The sequence below is a fragment of the Pseudomonas fuscovaginae SE-1 genome (assembly GCF_000364705.1).
Lineage (GTDB): Bacteria > Pseudomonadota > Gammaproteobacteria > Pseudomonadales > Pseudomonadaceae > Aquipseudomonas > Aquipseudomonas fuscovaginae_A.
Map to the genome: position 1 here is coordinate 1 of NZ_AQOH01000323.1, position 18,060 is coordinate 18,060.

General features: G+C 63.8%; 14 protein-coding genes. 10 read left to right on the forward strand and 4 right to left on the reverse strand.

Annotation, left to right across the window (positions count from 1 at the left end; all coding sequences use genetic code 11):
- On the forward strand, positions 1-2,839 hold a 2,839-nt coding region (locus tag K675_RS0125970), incomplete at its 5' end, for an NEL-type E3 ubiquitin ligase domain-containing protein (RefSeq protein ID WP_017906385.1).
- A 1-nt stretch (position 2,840) separates the two neighbouring features.
- Here K675_RS0125970 and mnmC read toward each other — a convergent pair.
- Entirely contained in the window at positions 2,841-4,835 is a 1,995-nt protein-coding gene (mnmC, locus tag K675_RS0125975) for a bifunctional tRNA (5-methylaminomethyl-2-thiouridine)(34)-methyltransferase MnmD/FAD-dependent 5-carboxymethylaminomethyl-2-thiouridine(34) oxidoreductase MnmC (RefSeq protein WP_017906386.1), read from the reverse strand.
- Positions 4,836-4,974: 139 nt separating this feature from the next.
- Here mnmC and pap point away from each other — a divergent pair, with 139 nt between their 5' ends.
- Entirely contained in the window at positions 4,975-6,492 is a 1,518-nt protein-coding gene (gene pap / locus K675_RS0125980) for a polyphosphate:AMP phosphotransferase (protein WP_017906387.1), read from the forward strand.
- Positions 6,493-6,594: 102 nt separating this feature from the next.
- The gene (locus K675_RS0125985) at positions 6,595-7,779 is read left to right on the forward strand and encodes a thiolase family protein (RefSeq protein WP_017906388.1); all 1,185 of its coding nucleotides are present in this window, start codon (positions 6,595-6,597) and stop codon (positions 7,777-7,779) included.
- Between the two features lie 76 nt (positions 7,780-7,855).
- Here K675_RS0125985 and K675_RS0125990 read toward each other — a convergent pair whose 3' ends face one another.
- Positions 7,856-8,059 (reverse strand): DUF6316 family protein, encoded by a 204-nt coding sequence (locus tag K675_RS0125990; protein WP_017906389.1) that lies wholly within the window; start codon positions 8,057-8,059, stop codon positions 7,856-7,858.
- 26 nt (positions 8,060-8,085) lie between these two features.
- Positions 8,086-8,271 carry a hypothetical protein gene (locus tag K675_RS0125995; protein WP_017906390.1) on the reverse strand — a complete coding sequence of 62 codons (186 nt, stop codon included), beginning with the start codon at positions 8,269-8,271 and terminating at the stop codon, positions 8,086-8,088.
- On the opposite strand from K675_RS0125995, the gene K675_RS0126000 reads away from it, so the two are divergent.
- Positions 8,270-9,223: a DMT family transporter gene (locus K675_RS0126000; protein WP_017906391.1), complete on the forward strand. Its 954-nt coding sequence runs from the start codon at positions 8,270-8,272 to the stop codon at positions 9,221-9,223. The two genes, K675_RS0125995 and K675_RS0126000, sit on opposite strands and share 2 nt — an antisense overlap.
- Positions 9,224-9,418: 195 nt before the next feature.
- Here the strand turns inward: K675_RS0126000 and K675_RS0126005 are convergent, their stop codons facing one another.
- Positions 9,419-10,813 (reverse strand): class II fumarate hydratase, encoded by a 1,395-nt coding sequence (locus tag K675_RS0126005; protein WP_017906392.1) that lies wholly within the window; start codon positions 10,811-10,813, stop codon positions 9,419-9,421.
- Between the two features lie 196 nt (positions 10,814-11,009).
- On the opposite strand from K675_RS0126005, the gene K675_RS0126010 reads away from it, so the two are divergent.
- From K675_RS0126010 to K675_RS0126035, 6 genes are all read left to right on the forward strand, one after another.
- Complete coding sequence (locus K675_RS0126010) at positions 11,010-11,531, forward strand: DUF2059 domain-containing protein (protein WP_017906393.1); 522 nt, start codon at positions 11,010-11,012, stop codon at positions 11,529-11,531.
- 12 nt (positions 11,532-11,543) lie between these two features.
- Entirely contained in the window at positions 11,544-11,840 is a 297-nt protein-coding gene (locus tag K675_RS0126015) for a BolA family protein (RefSeq protein WP_017906394.1), read from the forward strand.
- Between the two features lie 101 nt (positions 11,841-11,941).
- Entirely contained in the window at positions 11,942-12,880 is a 939-nt protein-coding gene (locus tag K675_RS0126020; RefSeq protein WP_017906395.1) for a rhodanese-related sulfurtransferase, read from the forward strand.
- Between the two features lie 36 nt (positions 12,881-12,916).
- Positions 12,917-13,519 carry a DsbA family protein gene (locus tag K675_RS0126025; RefSeq protein ID WP_198291686.1) on the forward strand — a complete coding sequence of 201 codons (603 nt, stop codon included), beginning with the start codon at positions 12,917-12,919 and terminating at the stop codon, positions 13,517-13,519.
- A complete protein-coding gene (locus K675_RS0126030; protein WP_017906397.1) occupies positions 13,512-15,311 on the forward strand; it encodes an ABC transporter ATP-binding protein in 1,800 nt (599 codons plus the stop codon). Before K675_RS0126025 ends, K675_RS0126030 begins: the two co-directional genes overlap by 8 nt.
- 211 nt (positions 15,312-15,522) lie before the next feature.
- Positions 15,523-17,982: an EAL domain-containing protein gene (locus tag K675_RS0126035; RefSeq protein WP_017906398.1), complete on the forward strand. Its 2,460-nt coding sequence runs from the start codon at positions 15,523-15,525 to the stop codon at positions 17,980-17,982.
- Positions 17,983-18,060 lie beyond the last annotated feature (78 nt).

Here is an 18,060-nt window from a genome sequence, read left to right on the forward strand (position 1 = left end):
ACGCCTGCCGGACCTGAAGCTGCAGATCCTGCCGGACCTGCCGGGCTGGCCCCGGGGATGGACGATCCAACTGCTGGATGCTTCGGACAAGCCGTTGTATGAATACGGCGCCGATCTGACCGAGCAACCCACGGCCTTCAAGGTCGCGGCCAGGGATGTCGAGGCGCGTGGACTGCAGGCAGTGATCGACGTGCTGGAGCCCACGCACAGGCAGGCGCTGCTTGGCAATGCGGTGAAGCCGGGCACTGAATTGTCCGGGCTCGAACGCGCGTTGCAGCAGCATGTGCGGGCGCACCGGCGTGCGCTGTTCGAGCGGGTCTGCAGGCTGCGCTGGTGGCCTGCCCCCGGAGTGTCGGCGAGTGTACGGCAACGCTTCCCCGAGCTACCCGGCGCGGTGCTGCGCGAGGTGATCGCGCAATCCGACGTCGTTGTGAAGGACCGGCTTCTGATGGATTCGCCCCTGCCTTTGCAACTGGTCGAGGACCTCACCGACATCGCCCGCGAGGTTCGTGTCAATCGGGCTCTGGAAGGTGGCTTCCTGTCGTCGGTCTCAAATCCCGACACCCTCAGGCTGCAGTTGCCCATCCTCGGGAAGATGGTGGGATGGCCGATCGACCTGCGTATCGAAATCCGCGATAACAGCGTCAGCGGCCCGTTGCTCGCGCAGTTGGGCAACGGCGACCTGCCCAGGCGGAAGGTTTTCGTCAGGACCGAAGACGGCTACCAGGCTTTCGACGCCGCTGGCGGAGCGCTGGGACCGCAGATGACTGGCGATGATGCCCTGAGTGCCGCCGTGCTGGACTCCCTGAGTGTCGGTGAGCGCATGGCGATGGGCATCAGGTTGGGGGAGGAGGCCCAACTACAGAAGCTGTTGACCGGCATGAGCCTGGTCCGTCCGCGCGAAGCGCTGGAGACCGCACTGGGCCTGCCGCCGAGAAAGCCGGGCTACGAACCGGCTTCGTGGCGTCGCATGGATCCGGCCGGCTGCACGCGTGTCAGGCGGGGTGGGGTGGAGACGACGGGGCGCGGAGTGCGTCGGCTGAGCCGGTTGTACCCTGATCTGTGCGAGGCCGAGGTCCGCTCGTTGCTGGTGCAACTGGGCGACGACTCGGTGCTGGTGCGCAACCGGATCCGCTCGCTGGAACTGGAGTTGGAGCTACTGCGTTCGATATTGAGCAGTTGGTATGGCCGCTCCTTCGAGCAACGGGGGCAGTCGATCTGGCTTGGGAGCATGCAGGAGGGGCGCATGCAGGCCTCGCAGATTCTCGAGCGTTGCTGGCGACGGCAAACCCCCAGGACCTATGACGACAGTGGCGTGGCGATCGGCCATGGTCTGAGTCTCGAGGGATTGCGGGTGGTCAGCCTGCCTCATCTGCCCGAGGCGATCGGGTTCGAGCATGTCACCGAACTGTCCCTCAAAAGCATGGACCTGACTCACATGCCCGCCGGTTTTCTCGGCCGCTTTCCCCGGCTGCGCAAACTGGATCTGGCCAACAACCGGCTGCGTGCCCTGCCGGAGGCGATTGCCGAGATGGACGAGCTGCGTGAGCTGCACCTGCAGGAAAACCGCATTGTGCTCAGCCAGGAGGCCGTCGCCCAGCTCTCCCGCCTGCACCAGTTGGAAGTGCTCAACCTCAATGGCAACTCCGATGTCGGCCTGCTGGATGTCGGGCGGATGCCGCACCTGCGCCGACTGTTTTTGCGCGGCACGGGTATCGACCATCTTCCGGAGGGGCTGTTGACCCGTACCAGTCTGTCCGCGGCGGACCTGCGTGGCAACCTGATCCAGACACTGCCCGATGAACTCTACGATGCGCCTTCGCCGATCACCCGGCGGATCGTTCTGCGTCACAACCCGCTGGGGCTCGCCAACCAGAGCCCGCTGGCGGCCTATCGCCTGCGTACCGGTATCACCTTCGGCATCCCCGAGGCGGAGTTGGCGCTGGACGAGTACAGTTCGCGTCGGCGTTGGCTGGCGGATATCGAGGGGGAGCGGCGCAACCAACTGCAATCACTCTGGCAGGGTCTGTGGCACGAGCCGGGCAGCCAGGAATTGTTCGATCTGCTGGGGCGCCTGGGGGGGAGCGCGGACTACCTGAAGACCCGCAGCGACCTGACTCGGCGGGTCTGGCAGGTGCTGGAGGCGGCGGGTGAAAACGGTGAGCTGCGTCGGGAACTGTTCGACCTGGCGGCCAACCCGCTGACCTGTGTCGACAGCGCGGCGCAGAGTTTCAGCCAATTGGAAGTCCGGGTCCTGCTGGCCAGGGCGCGGGCGCTGGCGATAGGGGGCGATGAGCCAGTGCAGTTGCTGAAATTGGCACGGGGCCTGTTTCGACTGGAGCAGATCGATGCCATCGCGCGCAATCATGTCCAGGCCCTGGCCGAAAACCCGGAAGTGCCTTCGGCCAGCGCGGTGGATGAAATCGAGGTGAACCTGGCCTACCGGGTTGGCCTGGGACGCCTGATGCATTTGCCCGGGCAGCCGAGGGAGATGTTCTTCAGGTCCATTGCCCATGTCACCGAGGAGCAGATCCAGGCGGCGCATGCCCGTATCCTGCAGGCTGAGCAGACGCCCAGATTGACCGCCTTCATTGCCGGGCGCGATTTCTGGATCGATTACCTGAAAAAGAAATACCCGCGGGACTTTTCCCGATTCAACCAGCCCTTCCACGAACAGGAGGAGCAGCTGCTCAGGGAGTCGCCCACCATGCACAGCGAGCGCTATTTCCGGCACCTGTCGACCTTGATGGACAGCCACCGGGCCGAGGAGCAGATGTTTCTGACCAGCCTGACCCGCCAGGAGATGTACGAGCATCCGGCTCCCGCGCCCGGCACCTGATTCAGTGGCCGGGCCGAGGCTTGCCGCGGGTCAGCTCGCGCCAGGCGAAGCGGTTCGGGTGACAGGCTTCGGCCACGGCCCGTGGCAGGGGCAGCGGTTCGTGCTCCAGCCAGGCGGCGAGCAGTTCGCCCGACAGCGGCGCGGTGATCAGCCCGCGTGAACCGTGGCCGCTGTTGACGTACAGGCCCTCCAGCCAGGGGCAGGTGTGGGGCGGTATCTGCCGGGCATCCCTGGCCAGTACGGCGTAGGTTTCGGCGAACAGCGCAGCGTCGGCCACGGGGCCGATGATCGGCAGGTAGTCCGGGCTGGTGCAGCGATAGGCGGCGCGGCCCTGTAGCCGTTCGGGATCCTGCGCGGTCACGTGCAGGCGGTCGGCCAGGTCGGGGGAGATCTCCCGCAGCAGCTCGAGGTTGCCCAAGTGTTCCGCCGTGGTCGGGATCAGGTCCTCGCTGTTGAAGGCGAAGCTGGCACCCAGGGTATGTTCGTCAAGGCGCGCGGGGGCGACATAGCCTTCAGCGCAAACCACGGTGCGCAGGGCGCTGCTGTCGGCGGTCCGCGCCAGGCGGGTGATCTGCCCGCGAATGCGCTTGAGCGGCAGTCTTGCCGTCTGCGCGAAACGCTGTAGCTCGGCGGCGGTGGCGAGGATCGCCACCGGGGCGCTGTCCAGCAGGGTGTCGGCGTCCCACGCCTGCCACTGGTCGCCGACCCGGCGCAGTTCCAGGGCCTCGCTGTGGGGGCGCACCTGGATGTTCGGGTGGCTGGCCTGCCAGCCGCACAGGGCCGGTGGATGCACCCAGCCACCCTCGGGGAAGAACAGGCCGCCGTGCTCAAGGGCGATACCGGCTTGTGCCTCGGCTTCCTCCCGATCGAGGATGTGCAGCAGGTCGGGGCTGAAAGCCGCGACCAGTTGTGCCTGGCGTGCGGCCTCCTTCTCGTCGAAGGCCAGTTGCAGGACACCACAGCCGTCCCAGTCGAGGCCCTTGTGCAGCCGCTCAAGCAGGCGCCGGGTATGCCCGAAGCCACTGAGGATCAGTTGCGACAAGGCGGTGCCGTGGGCCGACAGCTTGAGATACAGCACGCCCTGGGGGTTGCCCGAAGCCTCCTGTGCCAGGGTTTCGCGGCGCTCCAGCAGGGTCACCTGCCAGCCGCGGGCGGCCAGGCTGGCGGCGCTGGCGCAACCGGCCAGGCCGCCGCCGATCACCAGGGCCCGACGTTCCTCGACCCGTTGGCCGGGGTAGGCGAACCAGGGCCGTGCTGGCGCAGGCGCCGGGACCTCTTCCGGCCAGCCGAGGAACTCGCCGCGCAGGATCTCCCACTTGTGGCCGATACCCGGCGTGCGTTTCATCCTGAAGCCGGCGGCGTTCAGCGAGCGGCGGACCCAGCCGGTGCTGGTGAAGGTGCTGAGGGTCGAGCCGGGGGCCGCCAGGCGTGCCAGTTCGGCGAACAGTTCCGGCGTCCACATCTCAGGATTTTTCGACGGCGCGAAACCGTCGAGGAACCAGGCGTCGACCCGGGCGTCCAGTTGCGGCAACTGTTCCAGCGCATCACCGATCAGCAGGGTCAGGCTGACCCGGCCGTTGCCCAGCAGCAGGCGCTGGAAACCCGGGTGGATCGCCACGTATTGTTCGAGCAGGGCGTTGGCGAAGGTCGCCAGTTCCGGCCACAGCGCCAGGGCGCGTTGCAGGTCGGCGTGGCTCAGGGGATATTTTTCCACGCTGACGAAATGCAGTCGTGCGTCCGGCGGTGCGTGTTGTTCGAACAATTGCCAGGCACAGAGAAAATTCAGCCCGGTGCCGAAGCCGGTTTCGCCGATCACCAGCCGGCCGCCCGGCGCCAGGCCCTGGAAACGTTCCTTCAGGCGGTTCTGTTCGATGAAGACATAACGGGTTTCTTCCAGGCCCGAGTCGTCGGAAAAGTACACATCATCGAACACCCGGGAGCGGGGTCGTCCCTGGTCGTCCCAATCGAGCTGGGCGTGTGGCGATACGCGGTTCATGGAGCAACTCATCGGCAAACAGTTGGCCATTCTAGCCGATTGGTCCGGATCGGATTGATCCACGACAAATGCCAGGGATTTCGCCGCCCACCGCGCGGTCCGATCCGTTACTCTTGGGCAATTCTGGAGGGAGCCATCCATGTTCGAATCCGCTGAAATCGGTCACGCCATTGACAAGGAAACCTTCGAAGCCGAGGTGCCCGCCCTGCGCGAAGCCCTGCTCGAGGCCCAGTTCGAATTGCAGCAGCAGAAGCGTTTCCCGGTGATCGTGCTGATCAACGGCATCGAGGGTGCCGGCAAGGGCGAGACGGTCAAGCTGCTCAACGAATGGATGGACCCGCGCCTGATCGAGGTGCGAACCTTCGACCAGCAGAGCGACGAGGAACTGGCCCACCCACCGGCCTGGCGCTACTGGCGCATGCTGCCGGCCAAGGGGCGGATGGGGGTGTTCTTCGGCAACTGGTACAGCCAGATGCTGCAGGGCCGGGTGCACGGCCTGTTCAAGGACGCGGTGCTCGACCAGGCGATCGCCGGGGCCGAGCGCCTGGAGAAGATGCTCTGCGATGAAGGGGCGCTGATCTTCAAGTTCTGGTTCCACCTGTCCAAAAAGCAGATGAAGGCCCGGCTCAAGGCCCTCAAGGACGACCCGCTGCACAGTTGGCGGATCAGCCCGCTGGACTGGCAGCAGTCGCAGACCTACGACACCTTCGTGCATTTCGGCGAGCGGGTGCTGCGTCGCACCAGCCGCGACTACGCGCCCTGGCATGTGATCGAGGGCGCCGACCCGCATTACCGCAGCCTGACCGTGGGCAAGATCCTGCTCGAAGGCCTGCAGGCGGCGCTGAAGAGGTCCCGGGCCCCGTCCGTGCCGAACACCGCGCCACTGCCCTCGGGGGTCGACCAGATGAGCCTGCTCGACAGTCTGGACATGAGCCTGGCACTGGACAAGGCCGACTATGAGGAGCAACTGATCACCGAACAGGCGCGGCTGTCGGGCCTTATGCGCGACAAGCGCATGCGCCGGCATGCCCTGGTCGCGGTGTTCGAAGGCAACGACGCGGCAGGCAAGGGCGGGGCGATCCGCCGCCTGGCCGCGGCCCTCGATCCTCGCCAGTACAGCATCGTGCCGATCGCCGCGCCCAGCGAGGACGAGCGTGCCCAGCCGTACCTGTGGCGCTTCTGGCGGCAGATCCCGGCGCGCGGCAAGTTCACTGTGTTCGACCGTTCGTGGTACGGCCGGGTGCTGGTGGAGCGGGTCGAGGGCTTTTGCAGCACCGACGACTGGATGCGCGCCTATGGCGAGATCAACGACTTCGAAGAACAGTTGAGCGACGCCGGGATCATTGTGGTCAAGTTCTGGCTGGCCATCGACAAGCAGACCCAACTGGAGCGTTTCCAGCAGCGCGAGGATATTCCGTTCAAGCGCTTCAAGATCACCGAGGACGACTGGCGCAATCGCGACAAGTGGGACCTCTACCGCACCGCCGTGGGTGATATGGTCGACCGTACCAGCACCGAGATCTCGCCCTGGACCCTGGTGGAAGCCAACGACAAGCGCTGGGCGCGGGTCAAGGTGCTGCGCACGATCAATCAGGCCATCGAGGACGCCTTCGCCCGGCATGGCAAGAAGGGCAGGAAGGGCAGGAAAGCGAAGTAGGTCGATGACGACGCATACGCCGAATGAATGATTGTCGCGGTCCCGGATCAGCCGAGCCTATGCTCAGGCTTTCCTGGACCGACAATAACAATGAGGTGTCCCATGCGTGAAGTGGTGATCGTCGATAGCGTGCGTACCGGCCTGGCCAAGTCGTTTCGCGGCAAGTTCAACCAGACCCGGCCCGACGCCATGGCTGCCCATTGCGTCAATGCACTGCTGGCGCGCAACGGCATCGACCCGGCCAGCGTCGAGGATTGCATCGTCGGCGCCGGCTCCAACGAAGGTGCCCAGGGCTACAACATCGGCCGCAACGTGGCGGTGCTGTCGCAACTGGGCACCGGCACGGCCGGCATGACCCTCAACCGCTTCTGCTCCTCGGGTCTGCAGGCGATCGCCATCGCCGCCAACCAGATCGCCTCCGGCTGCAGCGATATCATCGTCGCCGGGGGCGTCGAGTCCATCAGCCTGACGCTGAAAAGCGTGAACACCGATAACCTGATCAATCCGTTGCTCAAGGAACAGGTGCCGGGCATCTACTTTCCCATGGGCCAGACCGCGGAAATCGTCGCCCGGCGTTACCAGGTCAGCCGCGAACAGCAGGACCTCTATGCCCTGCAGAGTCAGCAGCGTACCGCCGCGGCTCAGGCTGCCGGACTGTTCGTCGACGAGATCGTGCCGATGACGGTGACTTATGCTGTCGAGGACAAGGCCACAGGGCAGATCCAGCAAGTGCAGGGCGTGGTCGACCGGGACGACTGCAACCGGCCGGACACCACCCTGGAGAGCCTGGCCGGCCTGAAGCCGGTGTTCGCCGAGGACGGTTCGGTGACGGCGGGCAACTCGTCGCAACTGTCCGATGGCGCCTCGATGACCCTGGTCATGAGCCTGGAGCGGGCCCTGGCCCTTGGGCTCAAGCCCAAGGCGTTCTTTCGCGGCTTCACCGTGGCCGGCTGCGAGCCGGACGAGATGGGTATCGGCCCGGTGTTCTCGGTCCCCAGGTTGCTCAAGGCCAAGGGGTTGACCGTGGCGGATATCGACCTGTGGGAACTCAACGAAGCCTTTGCCTCGCAGTGCCTGTACAGCCGTGACCGGCTGGAGATCGATAATGCGAAGTACAACGTCAATGGCGGTTCGATTTCCATTGGCCACCCGTTCGGCATGACCGGTTCACGCCAGGTCGGGCACCTGGTGCGCGAGCTGCAGCGACGTAACCTGCGTTACGGCATCGTGACCATGTGCGTGGGCGGCGGGATGGGCGCGACGGGGCTGTTCGAGGCTGTACGCTGACGGTTCTGCGGGAAGTTCCAGGGTGGGAGCAAGGCTTGTCTTCCTGGCCCTGGAACCTCCCACAGGAGCCGCGAGCTCAGAGGAAGTCCTGGATATCCTGCGCCAGTTGCATGCGCTTGATGTAGAGCTGACTGCCGCGCTCTGCATCGGTCCGGCTGAAAAACGGCCCTTCCAGGGTGTTCTCCCGGGTGCTGAAAAAGTACAGGCCATTGATCGCACTGACGCGGTCGCTGCGAAAGTGCACGGCCTCGGTGCTGTCCTGGGCGCGTTTGCCGAACATGGAGAAAAACTCCGCTAGGGGTGGTGTCAGATAATCAGCATAAATCTTCTGCGGATAGGATGCTCGATCGAACGATCAACGGCGGAGGTCAACTTATTGGCGGCGTTCTGACGTTGCTCGATGTCGTTTTCAATTGGCGCGGATGGCTGTGGGAATGCGCCTGAGCCGCTTAGAATGGCGACACGAATCCATCGCACCACGGGACTGTCCATGCACATTTCATCCGGCCGTTGGGGCTACGGATTGTTTCTTGCCCTGCTCACCGCCGTGCTCTGGGGCATCCTGCCGATCAAGCTCAAGCAGGTGTTGCAGGTGATGGACCCGGTCAGTGTGACCTGGTGCCGGCTGATGGTTTCCGGCGGTTTCCTGTTCTTCTACCTGGCGGCCAGCAAACGGCTGCCGAACTGGCGCGCCCTGGGGCCACGGGGCGGCTGGCTGGTGCTGCTGGCAGTATTCGGGCTGGTGGGCAACTATGTCCTGTACCTGATGGGGCTCAGTCTGTTGAGCCCCGGCACCGCGCAACTGGTGGTGCAGATGGGGCCGATCTTCCTGCTGATCGCCAGCCTGTTCGTGTTCAAGGAGCGTTTCAGCCTGGGGCAGGGGATTGGCCTGGCGGTGCTGCTGATCGGCTTTGGGCTGTTCTTCAACCAGCGCCTGGAGGAATTGTTGACATCCCTGGGCAACTACACCGCCGGGGTGCTGCTGGTGTTGCTGGCGTCCACGGTCTGGACCTTCTATGCCCTGAGCCAGAAGCAACTGCTGACAGTGTGGAACTCCTTGCAGGTGATGATGGTGATCTACCTGTCCTGCGCCTTGCTGCTGACGCCCTGGGCGCATCCGGCGGAAATCCTGCAACTGAGCCCGCTGCAGGGCTGGCTGCTGTTGGGCTGCTGCTTGAATACGCTGATAGCCTATGGCGCCTTTGCCGAAGCGCTGGCGCATTGGGAGGCTTCACGGGTCAGCGCGACCCTGGCGATCACGCCGTTGATAACGTTCGGCTCGGTGGCCCTGGCCGCCTGGATCTGGCCGGATTACGTGCAGGCCGAAGACATCAATGGTCTGGGCTACGGCGGGGCGTTTCTGGTGGTGCTCGGTTCGGCGCTGGTGGCCCTGGGACCTTCGTTGATCGCCGGGCTCAAGGCGCGGCGGATGCGCCTGGCCTGATCGGGTCACTCTCTGTGTGGCGAGCAGGGTGTGGTGAGCGGGCTTGCCCGCGTTGGGCCGCCAGGGCGGCCCCAGAACCTGCCTGCCCGTTGTGCCAGGCATACCTTGCTTGCAGGTCTTGCGACTGCCTTGCAGTCGAACGCGGGCAAGCCCGCTCGCCACAATGCATGACTTACCACAGAGCTAGACCTTACATCAGCCGTTCCTGCCCGACTCCAGCATGTTTTCCGGGCGAACCCAGGCGTCGAACTCTTCGTCGGTGAGGTAGCCCAGCTCCAGTGCCGACTCGCGCAGGGTGAGGTTCTCGGCGTAGGCCTTCTTGGCGATTTCCGCCGCCTTGTCGTAGCCGATGTGCGGGTTCAGCGCGGTGACCAGCATCAGGCCGCGTTCAAGGTGCGCGGCCATCTGTTGCGGGTCGGGTTCCAGCCCGGCGATGCAGTGGGCCTGGAAGTTGCTGCAACCATCGGCCAGCAGTTGGATCGATTGCAGCAGGTTGTGAATGATCACCGGCTTGTACACGTTCAACTGCAAGTGGCCCTGGCTGGCGGCGAAACCGATGGTCACGTCATTGCCCAGGACCTGGCAGGCCAGCATCGACAGCGCCTCGCACTGGGTCGGGTTGACCTTGCCGGGCATGATCGAACTGCCCGGCTCGTTGGCCGGCAGCCGGACCTCGGCGAACCCGGCGCGGGGCCCGGAACCGAGCAGGCGCAGGTCGTTGGCGATTTTCATCAGGGCCACGGCCAGGGTCTTGAGGGCCCCGGACAGGCTGGTCAGCGGCTCATGCCCGGCCAGTGCGGCGAACTTGTTCGGCGCGCTGACGAACGGCAGGCCGGCGAGGGCGGCGATTTCCGCGGCGACCGCTTCGCAGAAGCCATGGGGGGCATTGAGCCCGGTGCCCACCGCCGTTCCGCCCTGGGCCAGCTCGCAGACCGCCGGCAGGGCTGCACGAATCGCCCGCTCGGCATAGTCGAGCTGGGCGATGTAGGCGGAGACCTCCTGGCCGAAGGTGATCGGCGTGGCATCCATCATGTGGGTACGCCCGGTCTTGACCAGCTTCATGTGCCGCGCCGCCAGCTCGGCCAGGCCGCCGGACAGTTCGGCGATCGCCGGCAGCAGTTGCTGGTGCACCGCCTGGACAGCGGCAATGTGCATGGCGGTGGGGAAGCAGTCGTTGGAGCTTTGCGAGCGGTTGACGTGGTCGTTCGGATGTACAGGCGACTTGCCGCCGCGGCCCTTGCCGGCCAGTTCGTTGGCGCGTCCGGCAATGACTTCGTTGACGTTCATGTTGCTCTGGGTACCGCTGCCGGTCTGCCAGACCGCCAGCGGGAACTGGTCGTCGTGCTTGCCGGCGAGCACTTCGTCGGCCGCCTGCTCGATCAGCCGGGCGATGTCGGCGGGCAGGTCGCCATTGCGGTCGTTGACCCGCGCCGCGGCCTTCTTGATCAGGGCCAGGGCGTGCATCACGGCCAGCGGCATCTTTTCGCTGCCAATGGCGAAGTTGATCAGCGAGCGCTGGGTCTGTGCGCCCCAGTAGGCTTCTTCCGGGACATTCACCTGGCCAAGACTGTCGGTTTCGATACGGCTCATCGGACACGTTCTTCCTTCAATGACTGAATTCGTAGAGTTTAGGCCGTGATCTGCCGGTCAGGTTCCCCATACAGGTTTTGCCGGAGCAGGGACATTTGAAACTGTCACAATCGGTGTCGGGGTTGAGTGACACACTTTGTTAGGCGCAGAATGGGCGTTCTTGGGGTTTTACCTCGCCAGCTAGAAAGGACACTCGATGACCCGTCTTCGTGCCATCTGTACCGCGGTTGCTCTGGTCTGTGCCAGCGGCCAGGTTTTCGCCGATACCGCCAGCCACAACGCCAGTGCCGAAGCGTTCCTGACGCTGGCCCATGCCGACAAGCTCGGAACCCCGGTCTATGCACAAGTGCAGCAGATGTTCGCCCAGCGCTTTGCCCAGACCCAGGCGCCGGACTCGAAAAAGCCGCTGCTCGACACCTACCAGGCCAAGGCCAACGCCGCCCTGGACCAGGCGATCGGCTGGGACAAGCTCAAGCCCGACATGGTCAAGCTGTACACCAGCAACTTCAGCGAATCGGAGCTCAAGGACCTGGTGGCGTTCTACCAGTCACCGCTGGGCAAGAAGGTCCTCGAGAAGATGCCGCAACTGACCCAGCAGTCGGCCCAGATGACCCAGGCCAAGCTGGAAAGCGCGGTGCCGGTGGTCAACAAGCTGCTGGAAGACATGACCAACGAGCTGGCGCCGGCCAAGCCTGCCGCACCGGCCAAGAAGAAGTAAGCGGGGCCCGTGATGAGCATGCAACAACGTATCGAGACCGCCCTTGGCGCCCTGCACCCCGAGCACCTGCAAGTGCTGGATGAAAGCCACATGCACAGCCGTGGGAGCGAAACCCACTTCAAGGCGGTGCTGGTCAGCGAGCAGTTCGTCGGGTTGAACAGCGTCAAGCGCCACCAGAAGGTCTACGCTACCCTGGGTGACCTGATGGGGCAGTTCCATGCGTTGGCCCTGCATACCTACACCCCCGAGGAGTGGGTGAAAATCGGCGTGGCACCGGCATCGCCGACCTGCGCCGGCGGAGGACACTAGGCTCGCCTTTTGTTAGAATCCGCAACGCGCCGCTCAGTCGGCGCGTTTTTTTTGCGTCCGGTTCGCCCTTTGCGAGGGCAGCCACCTGGAGAGAAACAACCATGACCCAACCTGTCGTCGTGGCGGCACTGTACAAGTTCGTCACCCTCGAAGATTACGTCGCCTTGCGCGAACCGCTGTTGCAGGCAATGCTCGCCAACGGCATCAAGGGCACCTTGCTGATCGCCGAAGAAGGTATCAACGGCACCGTTTCCGGTAGCCGCGAAGGTATCGATGGCCTGCTGGCCTGGTTGAAGAACGACCCGCGCATGATGGACCTGGATCACAAGGAGTCCTACTGCGACGAGCAGCCGTTCTATCGGACCAAGGTCAAGCTGAAGAAGGAAATCGTTACCCTCGGCGTCGAAGGCGTGGACCCGAACAAGCAGGTCGGTACCTATGTCGAGCCACAGGACTGGAACGCCCTGATCGCCGATCCGGAAGTGCTGCTGATCGATACCCGCAACGACTACGAAGTATCGATCGGCACCTTCGAAGGCGCCATCGACCCCAAGACCACCAGCTTCCGCGAGTTCCCCGACTACATCAGGGCCAACTTCGATCCGGCCAGGCACAAGAAAGTCGCGATGTTCTGCACCGGCGGCATTCGTTGCGAAAAGGCTTCGAGCTACATGTTGAGTGAGGGCTTCGAGGAGGTCTATCACCTCAAGGGCGGTATTCTCAAGTACCTTGAAGAGATACCCCAGGCAGAGAGCCGGTGGCGCGGTGACTGCTTCGTGTTCGACAACCGCGTGACCGTGCGCCATGACCTGAGCGAGGGCGATTATGACCAGTGCCATGCCTGCCGGACCCCGGTGAGCGTCGAGGATCGCGCCTCGGAGCACTACGTGCCGGGCATCAGTTGCCCGCATTGCTGGAACACTCTGAGCGAGAAGACCCGCCGCAGCGCCATCGACCGCCAGAAGCAGATAGAACTGGCCAAGGCGCGCAACCAGCCGCACCCGATCGGCTATAACTACCGTCAAGCTCCCGAGGCCTGAACCATGTCCGCGCGCCTGCTCTATGTGATGGATCCGATGTGCTCCTGGTGCTGGGGTTTCGCCCCGGTGGCCGAGGCGCTGGTCAGGCAGGCGCAGGCAGCCGGCGTCGAACTGCATCTGGTGATGGGCGGCTTGCGCACCGGCAGCGGTGCCGCGCTGGAACCCAATACCCGGCGCTATATTCTCGAGCACTGGCAGGCGGTCACCGAGAGCACCGGCCAGCCGTTCACGTTCGACGGGGCCTTGCCGGATGGCTTCGTCTACGACACCGAGCCGGCCTGTCGAGCGGTGATCACCGCTCGCAGCCTGGCACCGGATTGCGCATGGACGCTGGTGGGGCTGATTCAGCGGGCCTTTTATGTCGGCGGGCGCGATGTCACCCAGGCCTCGGTGCTGGTGGAACTGGCGGAGAAGGCCGGGCTGCCACGTATCGAGTTCGCCGGTGCCTTCGACACCGCGGAGCAGCATGCGGCGACTTCCGCCGATTTCACCTGGGTCCAGGACCTGGGCATTGCCGGTTTCCCGACGATGCTGGCCGAACGCAATGGCCAACTGGCCTTGCTGACCAATGGCTACCAGCCACTTTCCGAGTTGTCGCCGTTGCTCGGCCGCTGGTTGGAACGTGCGGCCTGTGCCTGAGGCCGCCCCCTCGCAGGACCGTCTGAGCTGGGCGGAAATTCGCCGTCTGGCACTGCAGCATCGCAAGGCCCTGTGGATCGCCAACTCGGTCGCCGTGTTGGCGACCCTGTGCAGCGTGCCCATCCCGTTGCTGTTGCCACTGCTGGTGGACGAAGTCCTGCTCAAGCACGGCGACGCGGCACTGCGGGTGATGAACCACCTGCTGCCCACTACCTGGCAGACCGCCGTCGGCTACATCGGCCTGATGTTGCTGGTGACCCTGTGCCTGCGTTGCACAGCGCTGCTGTTCAACGTCGTGCAGGCCCGTCTGTTCGCCGGGCTGGCCAAGGACATCGTTTATCGCATCCGCATCCGCCTGGTCGAGCGCCTCAAGCGCATCTCCCTCGGCGAGTATGAAAGCCTCGGCAGCGGCACGGTGACCACGCACCTGGTCACCGACCTGGATACCCTCGACAAGTTCGTCGGGGAAACCCTCAGCCGTTTCCTGGTGGCGATGCTGACGCTGCTCGGCACCTCCGCCATCCTGGTCTGGATGCACTGGAAGCTGGCGCTGCTGATACTGCTGTTCAACCCGCTGGTGATTTACTTCACGGTGCAGTTGGGCAAGCGCGTCAAGCACCTCAAGAAACTGGAGAACGACAGCACCTCGCGCTTCACCCAGGCGCTGACGGAAACCCTCGAGGCCATCCAGGAAGTCCGCGCCGGCAATCGCCAGGGCTTTTTCCTCGGCCGTCTCGGGCAGCGAGCCCGGGAAGTACGCGACTATGCCGTGGCCTCGCAGTGGAAGAGCGATGCTTCGGGCCGGGCCAGTGGCCTGCTGTTCCAGTTCGGCATCGACATCTTCCGGGCCGCGGCCATGCTCACCGTGCTGTTCTCGGACCTGTCGATCGGCCAGATGCTGGCGGTGTTCAGCTACCTGTGGTTCATGATCGGCCCGGTGGAGCAGTTGCTGAACCTGCAGTACGCCTACTACGCCGCCGGCGGTGCGCTGACACGGATCAACGAGCTGCTGGCGCGGGCCGATGAGCCGGCGTATCCGGGCGGTATCGACCCCTTCGTCGGGCGCGAAACGGTGGGTATCGAGGTGCGTGGCCTGAGTTTCGCCTATACCGAGGAGCCGGTACTCGATCAGCTCGATCTGTCCATTGCGCCGGGTGAAAAGGTCGCGATCGTTGGGGCCAGTGGTGGCGGCAAGAGCACTTTGGTGCAACTGCTCCTAGGGCTCTACTTGCCACAGTCCGGAACCATCCGTTTCGGCGGTTCGACCCAGGCCGAGATCGGCCTGGAAACCGTGCGCGAGCATGTCGCCGTGGTACTGCAGCATCCGGCCCTGTTCAATGACACGGTCCGCGCCAACCTGACCATGGGGCGCGAGCGCAGCGACGAGGCCTGCTGGCAGGCGCTGGCGATCGCTCAGCTGGAGAGCACCATTCGTGGCCTGCCCCAGGGCCTGGACAGTATCGTCGGGCGTTCCGGCGTGCGTCTGTCCGGCGGCCAGCGCCAGCGCCTGGCGATCGCGCGGATGGTCCTGGCCGAGCCCAAGGTGGTGATTCTCGACGAGGCCACCTCGGCACTGGACGCCGCGACCGAATACAACCTGCACCAGGCCTTGGGCCGCTTTCTCAACGGTCGTACGACGCTGATCATCGCTCATCGGTTGTCGGCGGTGAAGCAGGCGGACCGGGTGCTGGTCTTCGATGGCGGGCGAATCGCCGAGGATGGCGACCACCAGCAGCTGATTGCCGAGGGTGGTCTGTACGCCAAGCTCTACGGGCACCTGCAAAAAATTTGAGGCTCTTGAATTTGACTCGATGCGTTGTGCCGGGCAGTTGAATCCATTACAAGAAACGGGTTTTTCCCGGTAGGGTCGCGCATCTGGCCAAAAGCACGGCTGTCAAGCAGTTCAACAATCCATCCGAGGTTGTCGAAATTAGCCTAGGCTGTGTTTTCAGGGGCGAAAAACTCTCGGCTGTTCATCCGGCGGCACTGGTGCAAGGGTACCCATGAAGCGCAAGCAGACTTTCGGAGCGCCCCGGCTGTTGGGGATTGTCTGGCCTTTTATCGCCGTGGTCCTGTTTCAGGCACTGCTGGGCTGCCTCAGTCTCTATGTGCTTTCGGCGGTGCGCGGCTATGTGGCGGGCGAGAGCCTCTGGTCCAAGGGGCAGAAAGACGCGATATACTACCTCAATCTCTATGCCGACAGCCGCGATGAGGCGATTTTCCTCAAGTACCAGGAGGCGATTGCCGTGCCCCAGGGCGGGCATGAGTTGCGCATCGCTCTGGACGCGCCGACTCCGGACCTGGAAGCCGCACGTCAGGGCATCCTGCAGGGCGGCAACCATCCCGACGATGTCTCCAGCATCATCTGGCTGTACCTGAATTTCCGCCACTTCAGCTACCTCGAGCGGGCTATCGAGAAGTGGACCGTGGGTGACAGCTATCTGGTGCAACTGGATGAGGTCGCCCGGCAGATGCATCAGGCCATTTCCACCAACAGGGCCACGACTGCCGACATCAAGCGCTGGAAGAACCATATCTTTGCCATCAACGACGGAGTGACCCCGGCGGCGAAGGCGTTCAGCGATGCGCTGGGCGAGGGCTCGCGGGTGATTCTGCGCCTGCTGCTGGCCACCAACGTCACCACTGCCCTGGTACTGATCGTCCTGGCCCTGCTGCGCAGCCATAAGCTGCTGGCCCAGCGCCATGCCTTCGCCGATGCACTGCAGGTGGAAAAGGAGCGGGCGCAGATCACCCTGGAGTCGATCGGGGACGGGGTGATCACCACCGATGTCGACGGGGCTATCGTCTACATGAACCCGGCGGCGGAACAACTGACCCACTGGAAGGTCGGGCAGGCCTACGGCTTGCCGCTGGGGGCGCTGTTCAACCTGCTAGACGACAATGCCCAAAAGGAAGGTTTCACGCTGATCGAGCATATTCTCGGCGGTCAACTGGGCGGCGGCGGCGGGCATTCCAAGCTGATCCAGCGCCTCGATGGCAGCACGGTGTCGGTGACCCTGGTCGGCGCGCCGATACGTAATGCCGGCAGGGTCAGTGGGGCGGTGCTGGTACTGCATGACATGACTCAGGAGCGACAGTACATCGCCAACCTCTCCTGGCAGGCCACCCATGATGCCCTGACCGGTCTGGCCAATCGCCGCGAGTTCGAGTATCGGCTGGAACAGGCCCTGCACGACCTGGCGCGCCAGCCGGCGCGGCATGTGCTGATGTTTCTCGACCTGGACCAGTTCAAGCTGGTCAACGACACCTGCGGGCATGCGGCCGGTGACGAACTGTTGCGGCATATCTGCGCGCTGCTGCAGTCAGGCCTGCGCGAGGGCGATACCCTGGCGCGCCTGGGTGGGGATGAGTTCGGTATTTTGCTCGAGAATTGTCCTTCAGACATGGCTGAAAAAATTGCGGAAAACCTGCGTCAGACCGTGCAGAACCTGCACTTCGTCTGGAAGGGCAGGCCTTTCGTGACCACGGTCAGTATCGGCCTGGTGCACCTGCATCAGATGCCCGCAACCCTCGAGGCCTCGTTGCGGGCAGCGGATATGGCCTGCTACATGGCCAAGGAAAAAGGGCGCAACCGGATTCAGGTGTATCACGCCGACGATTCCGAACTGTCCCTGCGCTTCGGGGAAATGGCCTGGGTCCAGCGCCTGCACATGGCGCTGGAGGAAAATCGTTTTTGTCTGTATTCGCAGGAAATTTCTCCGCTGGGTCAGACCGATCACGCGGATGGTCATGTAGAGATCCTGCTGCGCCTGCATGATGAAGCCGGGCGCATGATCTTGCCCGACAGCTTTGTTCCGGCCGCTGAACGCTATGGCCTGATGAGCCAGCTGGATCGCTGGGTGGTGCAGAACGTGTTCAAGGTGGTTGCCGAGTGCCGCGCCCTGGGACGTGCGGAGCCGATGGCGATGTGTGCGATCAATCTGTCAGGCACGACCATCGGCGACGAGGGTTTCCTGGGCTTTCTTCATGAACAATTTACGTTGCACGGTATTTCGCCGCAGTTGATCTGTTTCGAGATCACCGAGACCAGCGCCATCTCCAATCTCGGCAGTGCGATTCGTTTTATCAATGAGCTCAAGGGCTTGGGTTGTCACTTCTCCCTGGATGACTTCTGTGCGGGTATGTCTTCATTCGCTTATCTCAAACATTTGCCTGTAGACTTCCTGAAGATCGATGGAAGTTTCGTAAAGGATATGCTGGACGACCCGATTAACCGCGCCATGGTCGAGGTGATCAACCACATCGGGCATGTGATGGGTAAGCGAACGATTGCAGAGTTTGTCGAAACGCCGCAGATCGAGCAGGCCTTGCTGGAGATCGGTGTCGATTATGCCCAGGGCTACGTGATCGAACGCCCGCAGTTGTTCACCTGCGACAGCCTGCTGCGTCGTCCGGCCCGAGTTCGCGCGCTGGTGTCCAAGGCGCCCGGCACCTTCCGCTGAAACCCTTCCCGATCCGCCTAATCACCACTCAAAAGGAAAGGAGCTCAACAGTGATCGACGCCTTCAGCAGAACCGGCC

Bases quoted from the DNA above. Each gene is read 5' to 3' on its own strand.
- mnmC (WP_017906386.1), bottom strand. From the start codon at position 4,835: ATGAACCGCGTATCGCCACACGCCCAGCTCGATTGGGACGACCAGGGA.
- pap (WP_017906387.1), top strand. From the start codon at position 4,975: ATGTTCGAATCCGCTGAAATCGGTCACGCCATTGACAAGGAAACCTTC.
- K675_RS0125985 (WP_017906388.1), top strand. From the start codon at position 6,595: ATGCGTGAAGTGGTGATCGTCGATAGCGTGCGTACCGGCCTGGCCAAG.
- K675_RS0125990 (WP_017906389.1), bottom strand. From the start codon at position 8,059: ATGTTCGGCAAACGCGCCCAGGACAGCACCGAGGCCGTGCACTTTCGC.
- K675_RS0126000 (WP_017906391.1), top strand. From the start codon at position 8,270: ATGCACATTTCATCCGGCCGTTGGGGCTACGGATTGTTTCTTGCCCTG.
- K675_RS0125995 (WP_017906390.1), bottom strand. From the start codon at position 8,271: ATGGACAGTCCCGTGGTGCGATGGATTCGTGTCGCCATTCTAAGCGGC.
- K675_RS0126005 (WP_017906392.1), bottom strand. From the start codon at position 10,813: ATGAGCCGTATCGAAACCGACAGTCTTGGCCAGGTGAATGTCCCGGAA.
- K675_RS0126010 (WP_017906393.1), top strand. From the start codon at position 11,010: ATGACCCGTCTTCGTGCCATCTGTACCGCGGTTGCTCTGGTCTGTGCC.
- K675_RS0126015 (WP_017906394.1), top strand. From the start codon at position 11,544: ATGAGCATGCAACAACGTATCGAGACCGCCCTTGGCGCCCTGCACCCC.
- K675_RS0126020 (WP_017906395.1), top strand. From the start codon at position 11,942: ATGACCCAACCTGTCGTCGTGGCGGCACTGTACAAGTTCGTCACCCTC.
- K675_RS0126025 (WP_198291686.1), top strand. From the start codon at position 12,917: ATGTGCTCCTGGTGCTGGGGTTTCGCCCCGGTGGCCGAGGCGCTGGTC.
- K675_RS0126035 (WP_017906398.1), top strand. From the start codon at position 15,523: ATGAAGCGCAAGCAGACTTTCGGAGCGCCCCGGCTGTTGGGGATTGTC.